The following is a 15,977-nucleotide window of genomic DNA, read 5'->3' as shown; positions in this document are numbered from 1 at the left end:
GGCGGGGGCCGGCGTCACACCGGCAGGTGGCGGCCCTCGCTGACCGCGCGCAGCTTGTCGGGATTGGCGACCATCAGCACCCTGGTCACGGTGCCGCCCGGACCGACCTCGACGATCACGACGGTGAGCGGGCCGGCCGGGCCCTCGACGAGCAGCCCCTGCTCGCCGTTGACGGTGACGCGCCGGAAGGTCCAGTCCTGCGGATCCACCCCGGCGTAGGGGGAGCCGGCTATCGCGCGCAGCAGGCGGCCGACCTTGTCGGCGCCGTGGATGACGCGGCGGGCGGCGCGGACCTTGCCGCCGCCGTCGGTCCACAGCGTCACGTCCGGTGCCAGCGTCTCCATCAGCCGGTTGATGTCGCCGCCGAGCACCGCGTCGAAGAACCGCTCGGTGGCGGCCTGCCGCTCCCGGCCGTCCGCCGCGAACCGGGGGCGGCGCGCCTCCACGTGCTTGCGGGCGCGGGTGCCGAGCTGCCGGACGGACGTCTCGCTGCGGTCCAGGGCCTTGGCGATCTCGGCGTAGGGGAAGCCGAACACCTCGCGCAGCACGAACACCGCGCGCTCCAGCGGGCTCAGCGTCTCCAGCACCACCAGCATCGCCATGGACACCGACTCGGCCAGCTCGGCGTCCTCGGCCACGTCCGGCGCGGTGAGCAGCGGCTCGGGCAGCCACGGGCCCACGTAGGTCTCCCGGTGCGCCCGCGCCGACCGCAGCCGGTCCAGCGCGAGGTTGCTGACGACCCGCACCAGGTACGCCTTGACGTCCGCGATGCCGGAGCGGTCCGCCGCCGACCAGCGCAGCCAGGCGTCCTGCACCGCGTCCTCGGCGTCGGCGACGGTGCCCAGCATCCGGTACGCCACCGAGAACAGCAGCCCCCGGTGCTCCTCGAACAGCCGCGCGGCCTCGGCGTCCGCCGGCTCGGCCGCCCGCCCGTCCGCGGGTTCGGCCGGGTTCCCGCTCATGCCGCGCTCTCCTTCGCGGCCCGCCGGGCCGGGATCTCGCAGTGCTCCTTGAAGCCCTGGCCGACGAGCCCGGCGGCCGCGTTGAAGCGGGAGCGCAGGTTCTCCACGGCCACGCACATGGTGAGCTCCACCAGCCCGCGCTCGTCCAGGTGGCGGCGCAGCGCCTCGACCAGCTCGTCGGTGACCTGCGGCGGGTCGGCGGTCATCGCCTCGGCGTACTGCATCACCAGGCGCTCCTCCTCGGTGAACAGGTCGCTGTCGCGCCAGCGCGGCAGCGCCTCCAGCTTGGCCAGCGGAATGCCGTGCGTGTTGGCCTCCCAGGTGCCGAAGTCCACGCACCACTCGCAGCCCACGCGCACCGCGGCGGCCATGATCGCCAGGTCCCGGAGCCGGCTCGGGAGCGCCTTCCAGCGCATCACTCCCATCTCCATGATCCCGTACGTGGTGAACACGCCCATGTGGTGGCCCATCGCCCGCAACGGGTCGAGCTCCTTGCCGTACTTGCGGCGCAGCATCCACGCCAGCGCCCGGTAGCGCAGGGTCCTGGGCGGGTCCAGTGAGATGCGGGCCATGGCGGCCTCCTTCGCGGTCGTCTCCAGCACATCACCCCCGAAGACGGAACGGCCGCCGCGGATGTGACATGCCGGTGGAACTCCGCTTCGCAAGGTCGGATCACCGTCCGGATCAACGTCAAGATCGCGGGTAGCCTGCGTGTCATGAGCGCGACTCCGACGCGGGTGTTCATCGCGCGGCTGGCCGGGATCGCCGTGTTCGACCCGGTGGGCGACCAGGTCGGACGGGTCCGCGACGTGGTGGTGGCGCTGCGCCTGGGCGACCGGCCGCCGCGCGTGCTGGGGCTGGTGGTGGAGGTCGCCTCGCGCCGTCCGGTGTTCCTGCCCATCACCCGGGTGATGATGATCGAGCCCGACGCGGTCATCTTCGACGGCCGGCTCAACATGCGGCGCTTCCAGCAGCGCGAGTCGGAGACGCTGGTGATCGCCGAGATGCTCGACCGCACCGTCACGCTGGCCGAGACCGGCGAGCAGGTGCAGGTCGTGGACGTCGGCATGGAGCCGACCCGCACCCGGGACTGGCTGGTCGGCAAGGTCGCCGTCAGCCGCGGCCGCGGCCGGGGGCTGCGCCGCCGCCGCGGCGAGGTGTTCGTGGTGGACTGGAACGCGGTCACCGGGTTCTCGGCCGTCGAGCACGGCCAGGGCGCCGCCGGGCTGATCGCCGCGTTCGAGCGGATGAAGCCCGCCGACCTGGCCAACGTGGTGCACGAGCTGTCGGAGAAGCGGCGGGCCGAGGTCGCCGTCGCCCTCGACGACGAGCGGCTGGCCGACGTGCTGGAGGAGCTGCCCGAGGACGACCAGATCGAGATCCTCGGCGCCCTGGACGCCGACCGCGCCGCCGACGTGCTGGAGGCGATGGGTCCCGACGACGCCGCCGACCTGCTGGGCGGGCTGCCCACCGAGCAGCGCGAGCGGCTGCTGACGCTGATGGAGCCGCGCGACGCCGCGCCGGTGCGGCGGCTGCTGACCTACGCCGAGGACAGCGCGGGCGGCCTGATGACCACCGATCCGGTGATCGTGTCGCCGGACGTCACCGTGGCCGAGGCGCTGGCGCACATCCGCAACCCGGACCTGAACCCGGCGATGGCCGCGCAGGTGTACGTGTGCCGTCCGCCCACCGCCACGCCCACCGGCCGGTACCTGGGCACGGTGCACTTCCAGCGGCTGCTGCGCGAGCCGCCGTCCACGCTGGTCAGCGGGATCGTCGACACCGATCTGGCGCCGCTGCGCCCGACCGTGTCGCTGCAGGCGGTGGCCATGTTCCTGGCCGCCTACAACCTGGTGGCCGCGCCCGTGGCCGACGAGGACGGGCACCTGCTCGGCGCGGTCACCATCGACGACGTGCTCGACCACCTGCTGCCGCAGGACTGGCGGGAGAACGCGATGGACGTGGCGGCGGCCGAGCGCCCCGACCCGGAGGAGGAGGCGCTGCGCGGCGCCGGGCGGCCCGGCGCCGACGGGTAGGGCGCCGGCAGGCGGAACCGGCAGGGCCGGCAGGCGGAACCGGCAGGGCCGGCAGGCGGAACCGGCAGGGCCGGCGGACGAGTACCGGTTGACAGACACCGGCTGACGGATACGACGACGCGCACCGACCGCGGGAAGGCTGAGGGAGAACGGGATGATCGAGCTTCGCGGGGAGTCGCCGGCCGGGCGCCGGGCGGGGCGTGTGGGCGCCCGCCTGGACGAGCCGCGCGAACCGTCCCGGTCGCTGCTGCCGCGGCCGCACTACGACCCCGAGTCGTTCGGGCGGCTGTCGGAGCGGATCGCGCGGTTCCTGGGCACCGCGCGCTTCCTGGTCTACATGACGGTGTTCATCGCGGTGTGGCTGGCCTGGAACAGCCTGGGGCCGGCGGAGCTGCGGTTCGACCCGTACCCGTTCATCTTCCTGACGCTGATGCTGTCGGTGCAGGCGTCGTTCGCCGCCCCGCTGATCCTGCTGGCGCAGAACCGGCAGGACTACCGCGACCGCGTGCAGTACGAGCAGGACCGGACCCGCAACGAGCGCTCCATCGCCGACACCGAGTACCTCACCCGGGAGATCGCCGGGCTGCGGCTGGCGGTCAGCGAGGTCGCCACCCGCGACTTCCTGCGCTCGGAGCTGGAGCGCGTGCTCAGGGAGCTGAACGGGGAGCACGGCGGCGCCCCGGCCCCGCGGCGCCAGAACGGCGAGGCGGCGCCCAAGCGCTGACGGCGCCTCCCGGCAGGTCGCCGCTGCCGGGGCGGGTCCGCGGGTCCAGGCCCGCGGACCCGGCCCCGCGTGGCCGGTCCCGGCGGGCCACGGCGGCGGTCAGGCGGTGACGGTGGCCTCGTGGTGCCGCGTCAGCGGGGTGCGGGCGGACGCGGCCGGCGGCTCGTCCAGCAGCCTGCGCAGGATCGCGGCGAAGCGGCCCAGGTCGTCCTCGTCCAGGCGGCTCAGCAGGTACTCGCGGACGCCCCGCCGGTACGTCGGGGTGGCCTCCTCCAGGCGGCGCCGCCCGGCCGGGGTGAGCACTGCGTACAGCCCACGCGCGTCGCTGGTGCACGACTGGCGGGCCACCAGGCCCTCGCGCTGCAGCCGGTCGACCAGGCGGGTCAGGCCGCTGCGCGACAGCAGCACCCGGTCGGCCAGGTCGTTCATCCGCAGCCGCCCGCCGGGCGCCGCGCCGAGGTGGGTGAGCACGTCGTAGGAGCCGAGCGGCAGGCCGTGGTCGGCCAGCAGGTCCGCCTGCAGGCGGCGGGAGATCTGCACCTGGGCGCGCAGCAGCATGCGCCACACCGACAGCTCCGCGGAGATCGAGGTGGACGGCGGTGTCACGTCCCGATGCTACTCCCGCCCCCGGTGCGGCCGTCCGCTCCAGGGGAGCTGATTCGCAACGCCCCGGACCGAGTTCATACCATGGAGTCATGGCCTCCCAGCTGACGACCGAGCAGGTGACCGCGGCACTCGCCACGGTGCAGGATCCGGAGATCCGCAAGCCGATCACCGAGCTCGACATGGTCAAGAACGTCGACATCGCGCCGGACGGCGCGGTGCGCGTCGGCATCTACCTGACCGTGGCCGGGTGTCCGCTGAAGGACACCCTGTCGCGTAACGTCACCGAGGCCGTGTCCCGCCTGGACGGGGTCACCTCGGTCCAGGTCGAGCTGGACGTGATGAGCGAGGAGCAGCGCAGGGCGCTGCAGACCCGGCTGCGCGGCGGCGAGCCGGTCAAGGAGATCCCGTTCGCCAAGCCCGGATCGCTGACCAAGGTGTACGCGGTGGCCAGCGGCAAGGGCGGCGTCGGCAAGTCCTCGGTCACGGTGAACCTGGCGGCGGCGCTGGCCGCGCAGGGCCGCAAGGTCGGCGTGGTCGACGCCGACATCTACGGCCACTCGGTGCCGCGGATGCTCGGCGTGGAGCACCCGCCCACCAAGGTCCAGGACATGATCATGCCGCCCAGCGCGCACGACGTGAAGGTGATCTCGGTGGGCATGTTCACCGCCGGGAACCAGCCGGTGGTGTGGCGCGGGCCGATGCTGCACCGGGCGCTGCAGCAGTTCCTCGCCGACGTCTACTGGGGCGACCTGGACGTGCTGCTGATGGACCTGCCGCCGGGCACCGGCGACATCGCCATCTCGGTGGCCCAGCTGCTGCCGTCGGCGGAGATCCTGGTCGTCACCACCCCGCAGCAGGCGGCCGCCGAGGTCGCCGAGCGGGCCGGGGCGATCGCCGCGCAGACCCACCAGCAGGTGGTCGGCGTGATCGAGAACATGTCGTACCTGGCCTGCCCGCACTGCGGCGAGCGCCAGGACGTCTTCGGCTCGGGCGGCGGCCAGCGGGTCGCCGACGCGCTGACCCGCACGCTGGGCACCCGGGTGCCGCTGCTGGGCCAGGTGCCGATCGACGCCCGGCTGCGCGAGGGCGGCGACGCCGGACGCCCGCTGGTGCTGGACGACCCCGACGCCGAGGCCGCCAAGGTGCTGCGCACGATCGCCGACAGCCTCGGCAGCCGGGGCCGCGGCCTGGCCGGCATGTCCCTGGGGATCACGCCCAAGCGCAAGTGAGCGGGCGGGCGGACGTCGGCGGCTGAGCCTTCAGGCGGCGTGAGCCTGCCGTAAGAGCCCCCGCCCGTCCAGGCCTGAACGTCGAACACGTCGAAGGCCCCGGGACGCGCCGTCCCGGGGCCTTGCCGTCTGGGGTGGGGCTCAGGTGGCCTCGTTGTCGAAGGGCGGCCGTTCGCCGTACTCCAGGCCGCCGCCGCCCGCGGTGGCGTAGCCGGGTTCGTCGTCGAAGACGCCGCCGCGCGAGCCGTACCTCGGCTCGTACCCGTCGTCGTCCTCCAGCAGGTGCTTGCGGACGAACGTCTTGGGGTGCAGGTCGGCCAGGTCGAAGTCCCGGAACTCCGGGCCCAGGCCCTCCTGCAGATCGGCCTTGGCGCTGTTGGCCATCTGCCGCAGCTGTCGCAGCGCCCGTCCCGCCTGCCCGGCGACCTGGGGCAGCCTGTCCCCGAAGATGACCAGGGCCAGCACGACGAGCACGACCATCTCGCCGAGTCCGACGTCGAACAACCCGTCCTCCACACCTCGCCGGGTACGCGGGCCCGGTCCCGGCCCGATGCACCACAGGGTATCCCGCCGGTCAGCGTATCCCCTGCGCACACAAGGCCGATCCCGGCAAATCGCCTAGAGCGGGCGGCTTATCGCGATTTCCCGTTTCCGCAACCCGGCGGCCGTCCGCCCGCCGCACGGCAGGCGGGCGGACGGCCGCGCGGGGCCGGCTCAGTTGGCCTCGGCCAGAGTGATCTCGACGGTGGTCTCCTTGCCGTCGCGCTGGTAGGTGACCTTGACCTTGTCGCCCGGCGCCTTGCTGCGGATCTGCGCCGCCAGCTCGGACGGGTCCTCGATCGGCTGCCCGTCCAGCTTGGTGATCACGTCGCCGGGGCGGAGCCCGGCGCGCTCGGCCGGCCCGCCCTTCACCAGCGGCTGCACCCCGCCCTGCGCCTGCTCGGGGATGCGCACCCCCGGGCCGGGGAAGGTCTGGTCCATGCCGATGCCGAGCTGGGCGCGGCGCGCCCGGCCGGTGTTGATGATCTCCTCGGCGACCCGGCGGCCCTGGTTGATGGGGATGGCGAAGCCCAGGCCGATGCTGCCGCCCTGCGTCTCCCCGGTGATGCCGCCGCTGCCCAGCGTGACGATCGCGGTGTTGATGCCGATCACCCGGCCGCTGCTGTCCACCAGCGGGCCGCCGGAGTTGCCGGGGTTGATGGCCGCGTCGGTCTGGATGGCGTTGAGCACCGAGCCGTCGCCGCCGCCCTCGCCGCGGGTGGGCACCGCGCGGTTGAGCGCGCTGACGATGCCGGTGGTGACCGAGCCCTGCAGGCCCAGCGGCGAGCCGATGGCGATCACGGGGTCGCCGACCGCCAGCTTGCTGGAGTCGCCCAGCGACAGCGCGGGCATCGAGTGGTTGCCCTCGGGGCGCAGCACGGCGATGTCGGAGCTGGGGTCGCGGCCCTTGATCGAGGCGGGCAGCACCTTCTTGTCGTTGAAGACCACCTGGATCCGGCCGCCGGAGGACACCACGTGGTTGTTGGTGATGATGTAGCCGTTGTTGACGATGAAGCCGGTGCCCCCGGACTCCTCGCCGGTCGGCGACGACACCCTGATCATGACGACGCCGGGCAGCACCCGCTGCGCCACGCCCGCGACCGAGTCCGGCGGCCGGTTCTGCTGCCCGGTGCTGCTGTCGGAGCTGCTGCCGAGGCTGACGGTGCCGCCGTCGCCGTCGGCGGCCATCACCCCGACGCCGGCGCCGATACCGCCCGCCACCAGCGCCACGATCAGCGCGATCGCGGCGATGACGCCCAGGCCGGGGCCGCCGCGGCCGGACGACGGCGGCGCGGGGACCGGGGCCCAGTTGGGGGCCGCGCCGAACTGCCCCCCGTAGGGGCCGGGCCCGCCGGGATCGCCCGGGGCTCCGGGGGTGCCGGGGCCGACGCCGGAACCCGGCGGCGGGCCCATCGGCGTCGCGCCCGGCGGCGGGGTCGTGGACACCGGCGGGCCGGTCGGCGGCGGGGGCTGCCGGTGCCCCTGGGACGGCCAGGCGTACGGGTCGGGCTGGGGGGCGTGCTGGTCGTACGGGACGAACCCGGGCCGCTGCGGAGCCATCTCATCGCCGCCGACGGGCTTGTCCAGCAGGGTCGGCCGGGATCCCGGAGAGGAGGCGTCGCCGCCGGGCGGATCGGGGGGCGCGAAACCCTGCTCGCGTCCCGCGGCGTCCGCGTCGTCCCGGGCGTCCTGCCGGGCCTCCTCCGCGGCCTGCCCCGCCTCGCCGGGCTCCCGCCGCTCAACCCCGGCGCCGGCGACCAGCTCGTCGTCCTGCGCCGACGCCCTGGCGGGTCCGCGGCTGTCTTCCGTCATCCCCATCTCTCCTACCGAGCATGGTTCTCGCCGTGCATGTTCACGTATCCAGGCTCATCGTGCCCATCGGGGCATGTGGTGAGCATAAGACTTATCCGAAGGGGTTGCCCCACGAAGCGAGCCTGCGCAGACCGCGGCCCAGCCGGGTGCGCACATCCCCTCCGCCGTGGGGCAGAGCGTCCACCGCGCGCTCGGCGGCGGCCTCCGGGCCGTCGGTCACCACCGTGAAGACGTAGCCGTCGTCGGCCCACACGGCCCACTGCCGCAGCGCCCGTCGCCGGAAGACGGTGTCGCCCTCGGTGACAGTACGATTCCAGTCGGTGAGGCTGGTTTCGTCCAGGCTGCCGCGCTGCACGAACACCGACACCGACTCCAGCCCGTCGGAGAAGGTCAGGTGGACGGTGCCGTCGGTGGGGCGGGTGGTGGAGCGGCGGGCGTCGGACAGGCTGAGGCCGGGCAGGGCGCGCGGCAGCGGCCAGCCGTGGTCGCGCAGGTCGCCGAGTTCGGCGGGGTCGAGGCGGTCCTCCCAGGGGGAGACGTTCCGGGCGGGAGCGACCGCCGCCTTGCCGAGCGCGGTGCCGCGCGCGGGCGCGTCCTCGCCGCCGCGTCCGCCGGACGGGATGGTCACCTGGTCGAACCCGGTCGCGGTGATCGTGCGTCCGGTGCCGTCGAGCAGCTCCCGGTACAGCATCAGGCCGGTCTCGGCGTCGATCCAGAAGCGCCCGGCCGGACTGCCGTCGCGGCGGCGGGCCTCCACCACCCGGGCGGCGCGGCCGCAGACCGACGAGTCGTCCGCGCGCACGACGGCGTAGTTGCGGGTGAGCAGCTCCAGCATCGCGGCGGTGAACCCGGTGAGCGGGCCGTGCCCGGCGGCCGCGTCGGACCGGTAGGCGGCCCGGCCGCCGTCGTCCGCGCGGTCGCCGACGTACGTGCCCTCCCCCGGGGTGTGCGCGATGTCCACGCGTGAAGTGACGGGGCGGCCGCCGCGGCGGTTCCACGTGGTGACGACCTGGACGCCTTCATACGGGACGCGGCGGGCCGCTTCGGCGGCGTCGCGCAGCAGCCGCACCGCCTCGGAGTCGCTGGGCGCACGCCGCGCCACGGCGGCGTCCCCGGTCAGCGCGCAGGCCAGGATCAGGACGCCTGCCAGTCCGCAGGCGAATACGGCTTTGTCGAGCGCGGCCCAGGTCCGCGCGGTCACGGCCCCGGCGTGGTCTGGACGGCCTGCAGCAGCGGATCGGTGATCGGGACGTCACCGGAGGTCAGTGCGTGCTCCACGGCGAACCGGTCGAAGGCGGGGTTGACGGCGGGCGCGTCCTGCTCGCCGCCCGCCAGGTAGGAGGCGGTGCCGATGCCGAGGAACAGGGCCGCTCCGACGGCCAGGTAGCGGCGGCGGTGCGAGCGCGCCGCATCGGGCCGGTCCGGCCAGCCGACCGGGTCGGCGGCGAAGGCGGCGGCGGTGACGGCGGCGTGCCGGCGGGTGCGGGCGGGGTGGTCGAGCGGCCGGTGCGAACGGTCGGAGAGGCGGTCGCCGCCGCGGCGGCGCGCCGGTGCGGGCGTCATGCCGCCGGACGGGCGCGCCGGCGGCGGAAGGTCGTCGGGGCCGGGCGCGTCCAGCGCCTGCCGGCCCAGTTCTTTCAGGCGGGCCACGAAGTCGCCCGTCGGGAGGTCGTCGGCGCCCTCGCCGGCGGGCGGATCGGCCAGCCCCCGCAGCCGGCTCTTGAGCCCCCGCAGGGCCTCGGCCTCGGCCCTGCACCGCGCGCACACCGCGAGATGGGCCAGCGCGCGGTCGCGCTCGTCGTGCCCCAGCTCGCCGTCGACCAACGCGGTCAGACGCTCCCCCAGACAGCTCACGCTGCTCCCTCGTCGATCAAGTCGGTCACGCGCGGCGGCGCGTGGCGAAACCCTATGCGCCCTCCGGTCGCGGGGCCCCGCCGGCGTAGGTCGACGCGTCCCCCGTGGCCGGTCGTCCCGCGGCGGCCGCTGCGGCCGGCAGCGCCGCGGCCAGGTCACCTGCCTCGGCACCCGGGTCCGCGGCACCGCGGCGTTGCGGCGCGCGGTGCTCCAGTGCGGCGCGCAGCTGCGCCCTCCCCCGATGGATGCGGCTGCGCACGGTTCCCAGTTTGACACCCAATGTCGCAGAGATCTCCTCATACGACAGGCCCTCGATGTCGCACAGCACCACGGCGGCCCGGTACTCGGGCGCCAGGGCGTCGAGTGCGGCCTGGACGTCGGCGTCGAAGTTGCGGTCGTCGTAGGCCTGCGCGGGCGTGGGCTCGCGGCCCTGCAGGCGTTCGGCGGCGTCGTCGGCCAGCCCCTCGAATCTGATGCGCTGGCGGCGCCGCGCCATGTCCAGGAACAGGTTCGTGGTGATGCGGTGCAACCAGCCCTCGAACGTGCCGGGCGTGTAGTTCGCCAGCGAACGGAACACCCGGACGAAGACCTCCTGGGTGAGGTCCTCGGCGTCGTGCTGGTTGCCGGTCAGCCGGTAGGCCAGCCGGTAGACGCGCGCCGAGTGCTCTCGCACGACCTCGTCCCACGACGGCGGAGCCCATTCGGCCTCCGGCGCGTTCTCGCGGGTGCGCGTGGCCGCCGTGGTCCCGAACCCCTTGCGGGGGCCGACCCCCACAGCGCCCTTAAATGTAAGTGCTGCCACTCCCATGGTGCTGGGCTGTTCCTCTCTGGTGGCCAACGCTCTCGCTTTGGAACGACACGGTCGCGCCTGGGCTGGGGCGGTTAGTGGACCGACGACTGTTACAACGTGCTGAAACGCCGGGTGGTTCCCGGTCGGCGATAATGTCTTTCCAACATGAGCCAGGCGGGGTCCCGCGAGGAGGCAGCCATCGACGCCATTCAGGCCACCCTGGCCTACGTGGAGGAGTACCTCCCCGAAGACGAGGCGCTGGTGAACGCGCGACGGCGGGGCGAGGAGGTCGGAGCCACGCCCATCGGCCCGGCCGGCGGGGCGGCCCTGCGGTTCCTGGCCACGCTGATCGGCGCCCGGACGGTCGTGGAGATCGGCACCGGCTGCGGGGTGTCGGGCATCTGCCTGCTGCGCGGCATGCGCCCGGACGCGGTGCTGACCAGCGTGGACGTCGAGCCCGAGCACCAGCGGCTGGCCAAGCTCGCCTACGCCGAGGCCGGCCTCGGCTCCTCCCGCACCCGGATGATCGTCGGGCGGGCGCTGGAGGTGCTGCCGCGGCTCACCGACGGCGCCTACGACATGGTGTTCTGCGACGCGCTCAAGCACGAGTACCCCGAGTACCTGACGGCGGCGCTGCGGCTGCTGCGTCCGGGCGGCGTGCTGGCCTTCGACAACGCGCTGTGGCACCACCGGGTGGCCGACCCGGCCCGCCGCGACCCCGACACGCTGGCGGTGCGCGAGGTGAACCGGATGGTCCGCGAGGACGAGCGGCTGGTGCCGCTGCTGCTGCCGGTCGGCGACGGCCTGCTGTGCGCCGTCAAGCGCGAATGAGCGCCGCGGCCGGCGGGGGCGCGGCGGCGGTGTTCCGGGTCCGGACGCGGCCGACGGCGCGGTCGGCCGGTCAGGTCGCGGCGCTGGCGCTGCTGGTGCTGGCCTCGGTGGGCTTCGTCGCCGGCGGGGTGACGGGCCGCGCCGGGTTCGGGGCCGTGATGTTCATCACGGTGGGCGTGCTGGGGCTGGCCCTGTTCGGCGCCGGCCTGCTGCGGGCGGTGGGCGTGCTGCTGGGGCGGCGGCCCGTGCTGGAACTGGACGACACGGGCGTGCGGCGTCCGGCGCGCTGGCCGCTGCCGCGCCGCGCCGACCGGGTGCTGCCGTGGCCGCGGGTGGCGGCGATGTGCGCGCTGCGCCGCGGGATGCCGGGCACCCGCCGCGGCGAGCAGGACTACCTGGTGTTCCTGCCGTCGGCGGAGCTGGCCGAGACGGTCCGCACGGCGCAGCGGTCGCTGCTGGTCGCGCTGACGCTGCCGGACGTGTCCACGGCGGCGCTGCCGGAGGCCCGGGACGCGGCGGCGTGGTGTTTCGCCGTGGACCCGGCCTGGGACGCGTCTTTGAAGGAGGTCGTGGCGGCGGTGCGCAGCCGCCACCGGATCCCGGTGATCGACCGCCGCAAGGTGTGACCCGGCCGCAGGGTGTGACGCCGCGGGGTGTGACGCGGCCGGGCGGGTGGCCGGGGCCGCCCGCGGCTCAGGCGGACGGTGCGGCGAGCCAGGTGAGCAGCAGGCGGGCGCCGAAGCCGGTGGCCCCCTTGGTGATCTCGGCGTCGTCGCCGGTGGCCCGCGCGGGACCGGCCACGTCGAGGTGCGCCCAGCGCCGCCCGCCGGTGAACTCGCGCAGGAACAGCGCCGCCATGATCGAGCCGCCGCCGAAGCCGCGGCGTTCGATGTTGGCCACGTCGGCCACGTCGGAGTCGATGCCGGGCCGGTAGTCGTCGATCAGCGGCATCCGCCACAGCGGCTCGCCCGCGGCGCGCCCGGCGGCGGTGAGGGCCGCGGCGAGGTCGTCGTCGGTGGCGTACAGGGCGCCGTGCCGCAGCCCCAGCGCGACCTTGGCGGCGCCGGTGAGGGTGGCGACGTCCACGATCACGTCGGGGTCGAGCTCGGCGGCGGCGTAGGCCAGCGCGTCGGCGAGGACGAGGCGGCCCTCGGCGTCGGTGTTGAGCACCTCGGAGGTCCGCCCGCCGTAGTGGGCGACCACGTCGCCGGGGCGCATGGCCGACCCGGACGGCATGTTCTCGGCCGCGGCGACCACCCCGGTGACCCGGGTCCGCACGCCGAGGTCGCGCAGCGCGCCCATGACCGCCATGACGGCGGCGCCGCCCGCCATGTCGGTCTTCATGGTCTTCATGTTGTCGTTGGGCTTGAGCGACAGCCCGCCGCTGTCGAAGGTGATGCCCTTGCCGACCAGCACCACGTGGCGTCCGTCGGCGTCCTCGGGCGCGTAGCTCAGCTCGATCAGCCGGGGCGGGCGCGGTGAGCCCGAGCCGACCGCCAGCAGCCCGCCGAAGCCGCCCGCGGCCAGCTCCTTCTCGCCGAGCACGCGCAGCCCGAGGCCGGCCTCGGCGGCGAGGTCGGCGGCCCGGTCGGCCAGCCAGGACGGGCCCTTGTCGGTGGACGGCTGGTTGGCCAGGTCGCGGGCGCGGGCGGCGGCCTGCGCCAGGGCGGCGCCGCGGTCGGCCGCGCGCGGGTCGGCGGACCCGGCGGCCAGCGCCAGCGTGCCGAGGGGGGCCTTGCCCCTCCCGGCGCCGTCGCCGGAGCGGATCGTGAACTGGTAGCCGGCGAGCAGGGCGCCCTCGACGAAGGCGGACAGCCCGTCGGCCGAGGTGTCGGGAGGGCCCGCGACGAGCGTGTCGCGGCCCCGGCCGCGGCGGGCCAGTGCGGCGCCCGCCTTGCGCAGGTCGGCGGGGGCGGCCTCGCCGACCCCGTACAGCAGCAGTTCGCCGAGCCGGTCGCCGAGGCGCGCGGGCGCGGCGATGACCTCGCCGGGTTCGCCCTTGGCGCCGTGCAGGGCCAGCAGCTCGTCGAGGGAGCACGGCAGGCCGGGCGGGGCGTCGGCGGGAGCGACCGGCCCGGGGCGGACCGGCAGTGCCACCGCCTGCGCGCCGAGCGACGCCGCCGCCTCGACCGGCGGTCCGCCCGCGTCGCGGACCCGGGTCTCTATGGGCATGCCGGTGATCCCCCTGTCCCTGCCGTTCGGCCTGCTCGCGAGCCCGCCGCCCGCGGAGCCGCCTGCGTGTCGTGAAGTAGTGGAAGTGCCGCGCGAACCGTCACGCGATCGCGTCCGGCACGGTGCGGGTCCCCGGCGTGGCGCCGGGGACCGTCACCGCACGTGCCGGACGTGCCGGGACCGGCACACCAGGAATCCTCACGAGGTGCCAGGGGGTCGCCCCCTGGGGGAGCAACGCGGAGCCGTCGGCCCGCGCTCTCCGCGGGTACACCTCCCCAAGGACTCCGAGCGTCGTCAGTTAGCCGACGACCTGCTTGATGGCCTCGCCGAGCTCCTTGGCCTCGTCGGCGGAGAGCTCGACGACGAGGCGTCCCCCGCCTTCCAGCGGGACCCGCATGACGATGCCGCGTCCCTCCTTGGTCACTTCGAGCGGACCGTCTCCCGTCCGCGGCTTCATCGCCGCCATGCGTGCATCCCCTTCCTGCCTAGGGCCGCGTGGGGCCTCCGGGCACCGTTGGCCGCGTGGCCGCCTGTCGCATCCGCGTCATCAGTAGTGGTCCATTATCCCGTGTTCGGGGCGCGAAGTGGTAACGATCAGCGACCGGGGAGGCGACGGCCGGGCGGGCGGACCGCCGCGCGGCGGCGCGGCTCTTGCCCGCGGCCTCCGGTTTCACCGATCGTTGGCTGAGGTTCCCGGGAGGAATGTGAGGACGATGGTGTCTGAGAGCGTGCTGTACGACGTCGCCGACGGAGTGGCCACGATCACGTTGAACCGGCCGGAGGCGATGAACTCGCTGACCGTCGAGATGAAGGAGGCGCTGCGCGCGGCGCTGGAGCGGGCCGCCGCGGACGAGGGCGCGCGGGCGGTGCTGCTGACCGGCACGGGACGGGCGTTCTGCGCGGGCCAGGACCTGCGCGAGCACGCCGACAAACTCGCCTCCGGCAAGGGCCTGGACGACACCGTCCGCCGGCACTACAACCCGGTGGTGCGCGCGCTGGCCGGGCTGCCCAAGCCGGCGGTGGCGGCGGTGAACGGGGTGGCGGCCGGGGCCGGGGCCGGGCTGGCGTGGGCGTGCGACCTGGTCGTCGCATCGGAGAAGGCGACGTTCGTGACGGCGTTCGCGGGCATCGGGCTGGGCCCCGACACCGGCATGTCGTGGACGCTGCAGCGGATGGTGGGCCGCGCCAAGGCCGCCGAGCTGCTGCTGCTCGGCGAGCCGGTGAAGGCGCCGCAGGCCCTGGAGCTGGGGCTGGCCGCCCGGGTCGTCCCGGCCGACGAGCTGGCGTCCGCCTCGCTGGAGCTGGCGCGCCGGCTGGCCGCCGGGCCGACCGTCGCGTACGCGGCCATCCGCGCCGCCCTCGACCACGCGGCCTCCCACGACCTGGAGTCCAGCCTGGAGAAGGAGGCCGAGCTGCAGGACCGGCTGGCGGCCACGGCCGACCACCGCAACGCCACCGAGGCGTTCCTGAAGAAGGAGAAGCCCGTCTTCGAGGGGCGCTAGGGGCCGGTCAGGGGCGCACGCCGCGCAGGTAGGTGAGGACGGCCGGCACGCGGCGGTGGTCGTCGGGCGTCTGGTGCAGGTCGAGCTTGGTGAAGATCGAGCCGACGTGCTTGACGACGGCGGCCTCGCTGACCGCCAGGGCGCGTGGTCGCCACGGGCGGCAGTCCGAGCCGTCCCGCCAGCGGCCCGAGGGGGGCGGCGGCGCCGAACCACGCGCGGTCGCAGCCGTACGCCTTGGCCACGGCGCGCGCGTTGCGGGCGACGCGGGGCGTCGGCAGCAGTGTGCGGACGCGGTCGCGCACCACCGGGAACGGCAGCCCGGAGTCGAAGGCGCGCGCCTGCGGCTCGTCGGAGGTGCAGACGACGACCTCGCCGGGCGGGAAGCGGCGCGCCAGCTCGTGGACGGACGTCTCGATGCCGCCCCGGCGCGGCGGGAAGTCGTTGGTGATGATCAGGCAACGCGGCACAGGTCGTTCTCCTCCCGCGAAGCGGCGGCCGGGCGGGGAGCGGGGCGGCGGGGCGCGGCCGCGAGCCGCGCCCACAGCGCCAGCACGGCGGGGTAGACCAGGTAGCCCCACCGGGAGGCGGGCATGAGGGCGGTCGCCAGGGTCAGGCCGAGGGCGAGCCGGTCGGCGGCGGCCCGCGGACCGCGCGGCGGCCGGACGACCAGCGACGCGGCCATCGCGACGGCCGCGGCGGCGAGCGCGGTCAGGGCCAGGGTGTGCCCGAACGGGCCGAGGCCGGCGAGCAGGTGCCCGGGCAGCGGGCTGTCGGCGGGGGACGCCACGTCCGCCAGTCCCAGCGGGAACCGCAGGACGTGGGCCGCCATCGCCGACGGGTCGGCGCGCGCGGGCGGCGGCACGGCCGCCGCGATGACGGCGGCGGCCGCCGCCGCGTACCGGCGGGCGGCGCCCCGTGC

17 protein-coding genes and 1 pseudogene are annotated in these 15,977 nt (G+C 75.1%); 6 read left to right on the top strand and 12 right to left on the bottom strand.

Annotated elements, in window-relative coordinates; translation table 11 throughout:
* Positions 1-14 precede the first annotated feature (14 nt).
* Complete coding sequence (locus tag ABD879_RS07475; RefSeq protein WP_345018782.1) at positions 15-962, bottom strand: RNA polymerase sigma-70 factor; 948 nt, start codon at positions 960-962, stop codon at positions 15-17.
* Positions 959-1,534, bottom strand: coding sequence for a carboxymuconolactone decarboxylase family protein (locus tag ABD879_RS07470; protein ID WP_345018780.1), 576 nt, complete (start codon positions 1,532-1,534; stop codon positions 959-961). The genes ABD879_RS07475 and ABD879_RS07470 overlap by 4 nt, the downstream gene beginning before the upstream one ends.
* Positions 1,535-1,678: 144 nt before the next feature.
* Here ABD879_RS07470 and ABD879_RS07465 point away from each other — a divergent pair, with 144 nt between their 5' ends.
* Complete coding sequence (locus tag ABD879_RS07465; protein WP_345018778.1) at positions 1,679-2,998, top strand: magnesium transporter MgtE N-terminal domain-containing protein; 1,320 nt, start codon at positions 1,679-1,681, stop codon at positions 2,996-2,998.
* Positions 2,999-3,152: 154 nt separating this feature from the next.
* On the top strand, positions 3,153-3,722 hold the full coding sequence (locus ABD879_RS07460; RefSeq protein ID WP_345018777.1) for a DUF1003 domain-containing protein: 570 nt from the start codon (positions 3,153-3,155) through the stop codon (positions 3,720-3,722).
* 99 nt (positions 3,723-3,821) lie between these two features.
* Here ABD879_RS07460 and ABD879_RS07455 read toward each other — a convergent pair whose 3' ends face one another.
* Entirely contained in the window at positions 3,822-4,328 is a 507-nt protein-coding gene (locus tag ABD879_RS07455) for a MarR family winged helix-turn-helix transcriptional regulator (protein WP_345018775.1), read from the bottom strand.
* An 89-nt stretch (positions 4,329-4,417) separates the two neighbouring features.
* On the opposite strand from ABD879_RS07455, the gene ABD879_RS07450 reads away from it, so the two are divergent.
* Entirely contained in the window at positions 4,418-5,557 is a 1,140-nt protein-coding gene (locus tag ABD879_RS07450; protein ID WP_345018773.1) for an Mrp/NBP35 family ATP-binding protein, read from the top strand.
* A gap of 141 nt (positions 5,558-5,698) precedes the next feature.
* On the opposite strand, the gene ABD879_RS07445 is transcribed toward ABD879_RS07450, so the two are convergent.
* The 5 genes from ABD879_RS07445 to sigE form a co-directional block, all read right to left on the bottom strand.
* Entirely contained in the window at positions 5,699-6,061 is a 363-nt protein-coding gene (locus tag ABD879_RS07445; protein WP_345018904.1) for a sec-independent translocase, read from the bottom strand.
* 210 nt (positions 6,062-6,271) lie between these two features.
* Positions 6,272-7,909 carry a S1C family serine protease gene (locus ABD879_RS07440; RefSeq protein WP_345018771.1) on the bottom strand — a complete coding sequence of 546 codons (1,638 nt, stop codon included), beginning with the start codon at positions 7,907-7,909 and terminating at the stop codon, positions 6,272-6,274.
* Positions 7,910-8,000: 91 nt separating this feature from the next.
* Entirely contained in the window at positions 8,001-9,110 is a 1,110-nt protein-coding gene (locus tag ABD879_RS07435; RefSeq protein WP_345018769.1) for a sigma-E factor regulatory protein RseB domain-containing protein, read from the bottom strand.
* Positions 9,107-9,763, bottom strand: a complete 657-nt coding sequence (locus ABD879_RS07430) for an anti-sigma factor family protein (protein WP_345018767.1) — start codon at positions 9,761-9,763, stop codon at positions 9,107-9,109. The genes ABD879_RS07435 and ABD879_RS07430 overlap by 4 nt, the downstream gene beginning before the upstream one ends.
* Before the next feature lie 52 nt (positions 9,764-9,815).
* Complete coding sequence (sigE, locus tag ABD879_RS07425; RefSeq protein WP_378272030.1) at positions 9,816-10,571, bottom strand: RNA polymerase sigma factor SigE; 756 nt, start codon at positions 10,569-10,571, stop codon at positions 9,816-9,818.
* A 147-nt stretch (positions 10,572-10,718) separates the two neighbouring features.
* Here sigE and ABD879_RS07420 point away from each other — a divergent pair, with 147 nt between their 5' ends.
* Complete coding sequence (locus tag ABD879_RS07420) at positions 10,719-11,384, top strand: O-methyltransferase (RefSeq protein ID WP_345018763.1); 666 nt, start codon at positions 10,719-10,721, stop codon at positions 11,382-11,384.
* Positions 11,381-12,010 carry a hypothetical protein gene (locus ABD879_RS07415; protein WP_345018761.1) on the top strand — a complete coding sequence of 210 codons (630 nt, stop codon included), beginning with the start codon at positions 11,381-11,383 and terminating at the stop codon, positions 12,008-12,010. The genes ABD879_RS07420 and ABD879_RS07415 overlap by 4 nt, the downstream gene beginning before the upstream one ends.
* 67 nt (positions 12,011-12,077) lie before the next feature.
* On the opposite strand, the gene ABD879_RS07410 is transcribed toward ABD879_RS07415, so the two are convergent.
* Together ABD879_RS07410 and ABD879_RS07405 are read right to left on the bottom strand one after the other, a co-directional pair.
* On the bottom strand, positions 12,078-13,556 hold the full coding sequence (locus tag ABD879_RS07410) for a leucyl aminopeptidase (RefSeq protein ID WP_345018759.1): 1,479 nt from the start codon (positions 13,554-13,556) through the stop codon (positions 12,078-12,080).
* Between the two features lie 298 nt (positions 13,557-13,854).
* Entirely contained in the window at positions 13,855-14,022 is a 168-nt protein-coding gene (locus ABD879_RS07405) for a DUF3117 domain-containing protein (RefSeq protein WP_285491870.1), read from the bottom strand.
* 247 nt (positions 14,023-14,269) lie between these two features.
* Here ABD879_RS07405 and ABD879_RS07400 point away from each other — a divergent pair, with 247 nt between their 5' ends.
* Positions 14,270-15,058: an enoyl-CoA hydratase-related protein gene (locus ABD879_RS07400; RefSeq protein ID WP_345018754.1), complete on the top strand. Its 789-nt coding sequence runs from the start codon at positions 14,270-14,272 to the stop codon at positions 15,056-15,058.
* Positions 15,059-15,222: 164 nt separating this feature from the next.
* Here ABD879_RS07400 and ABD879_RS07390 read toward each other — a convergent pair.
* A pseudogene (locus ABD879_RS07390) lies at positions 15,223-15,525 on the bottom strand (alpha-(1-2)-phosphatidylinositol mannosyltransferase); the annotation flags it as partial.
* A partial coding sequence (locus ABD879_RS07385) for a hypothetical protein (RefSeq protein WP_425549622.1) occupies positions 15,510-15,977 on the bottom strand: 468 nt, incomplete at its 5' end. The pseudogene ABD879_RS07390 and the gene ABD879_RS07385, both read right to left, overlap by 16 nt.

This window comes from Actinomadura keratinilytica, assembly GCF_039539665.1.
In the GTDB taxonomy this organism is placed as follows: domain Bacteria; phylum Actinomycetota; class Actinomycetes; order Streptosporangiales; family Streptosporangiaceae; genus Spirillospora; species Spirillospora keratinilytica.
Note: the sequence above shows the minus strand (reverse complement) of the source record. Positions and strands in the feature narration are given on the sequence as shown.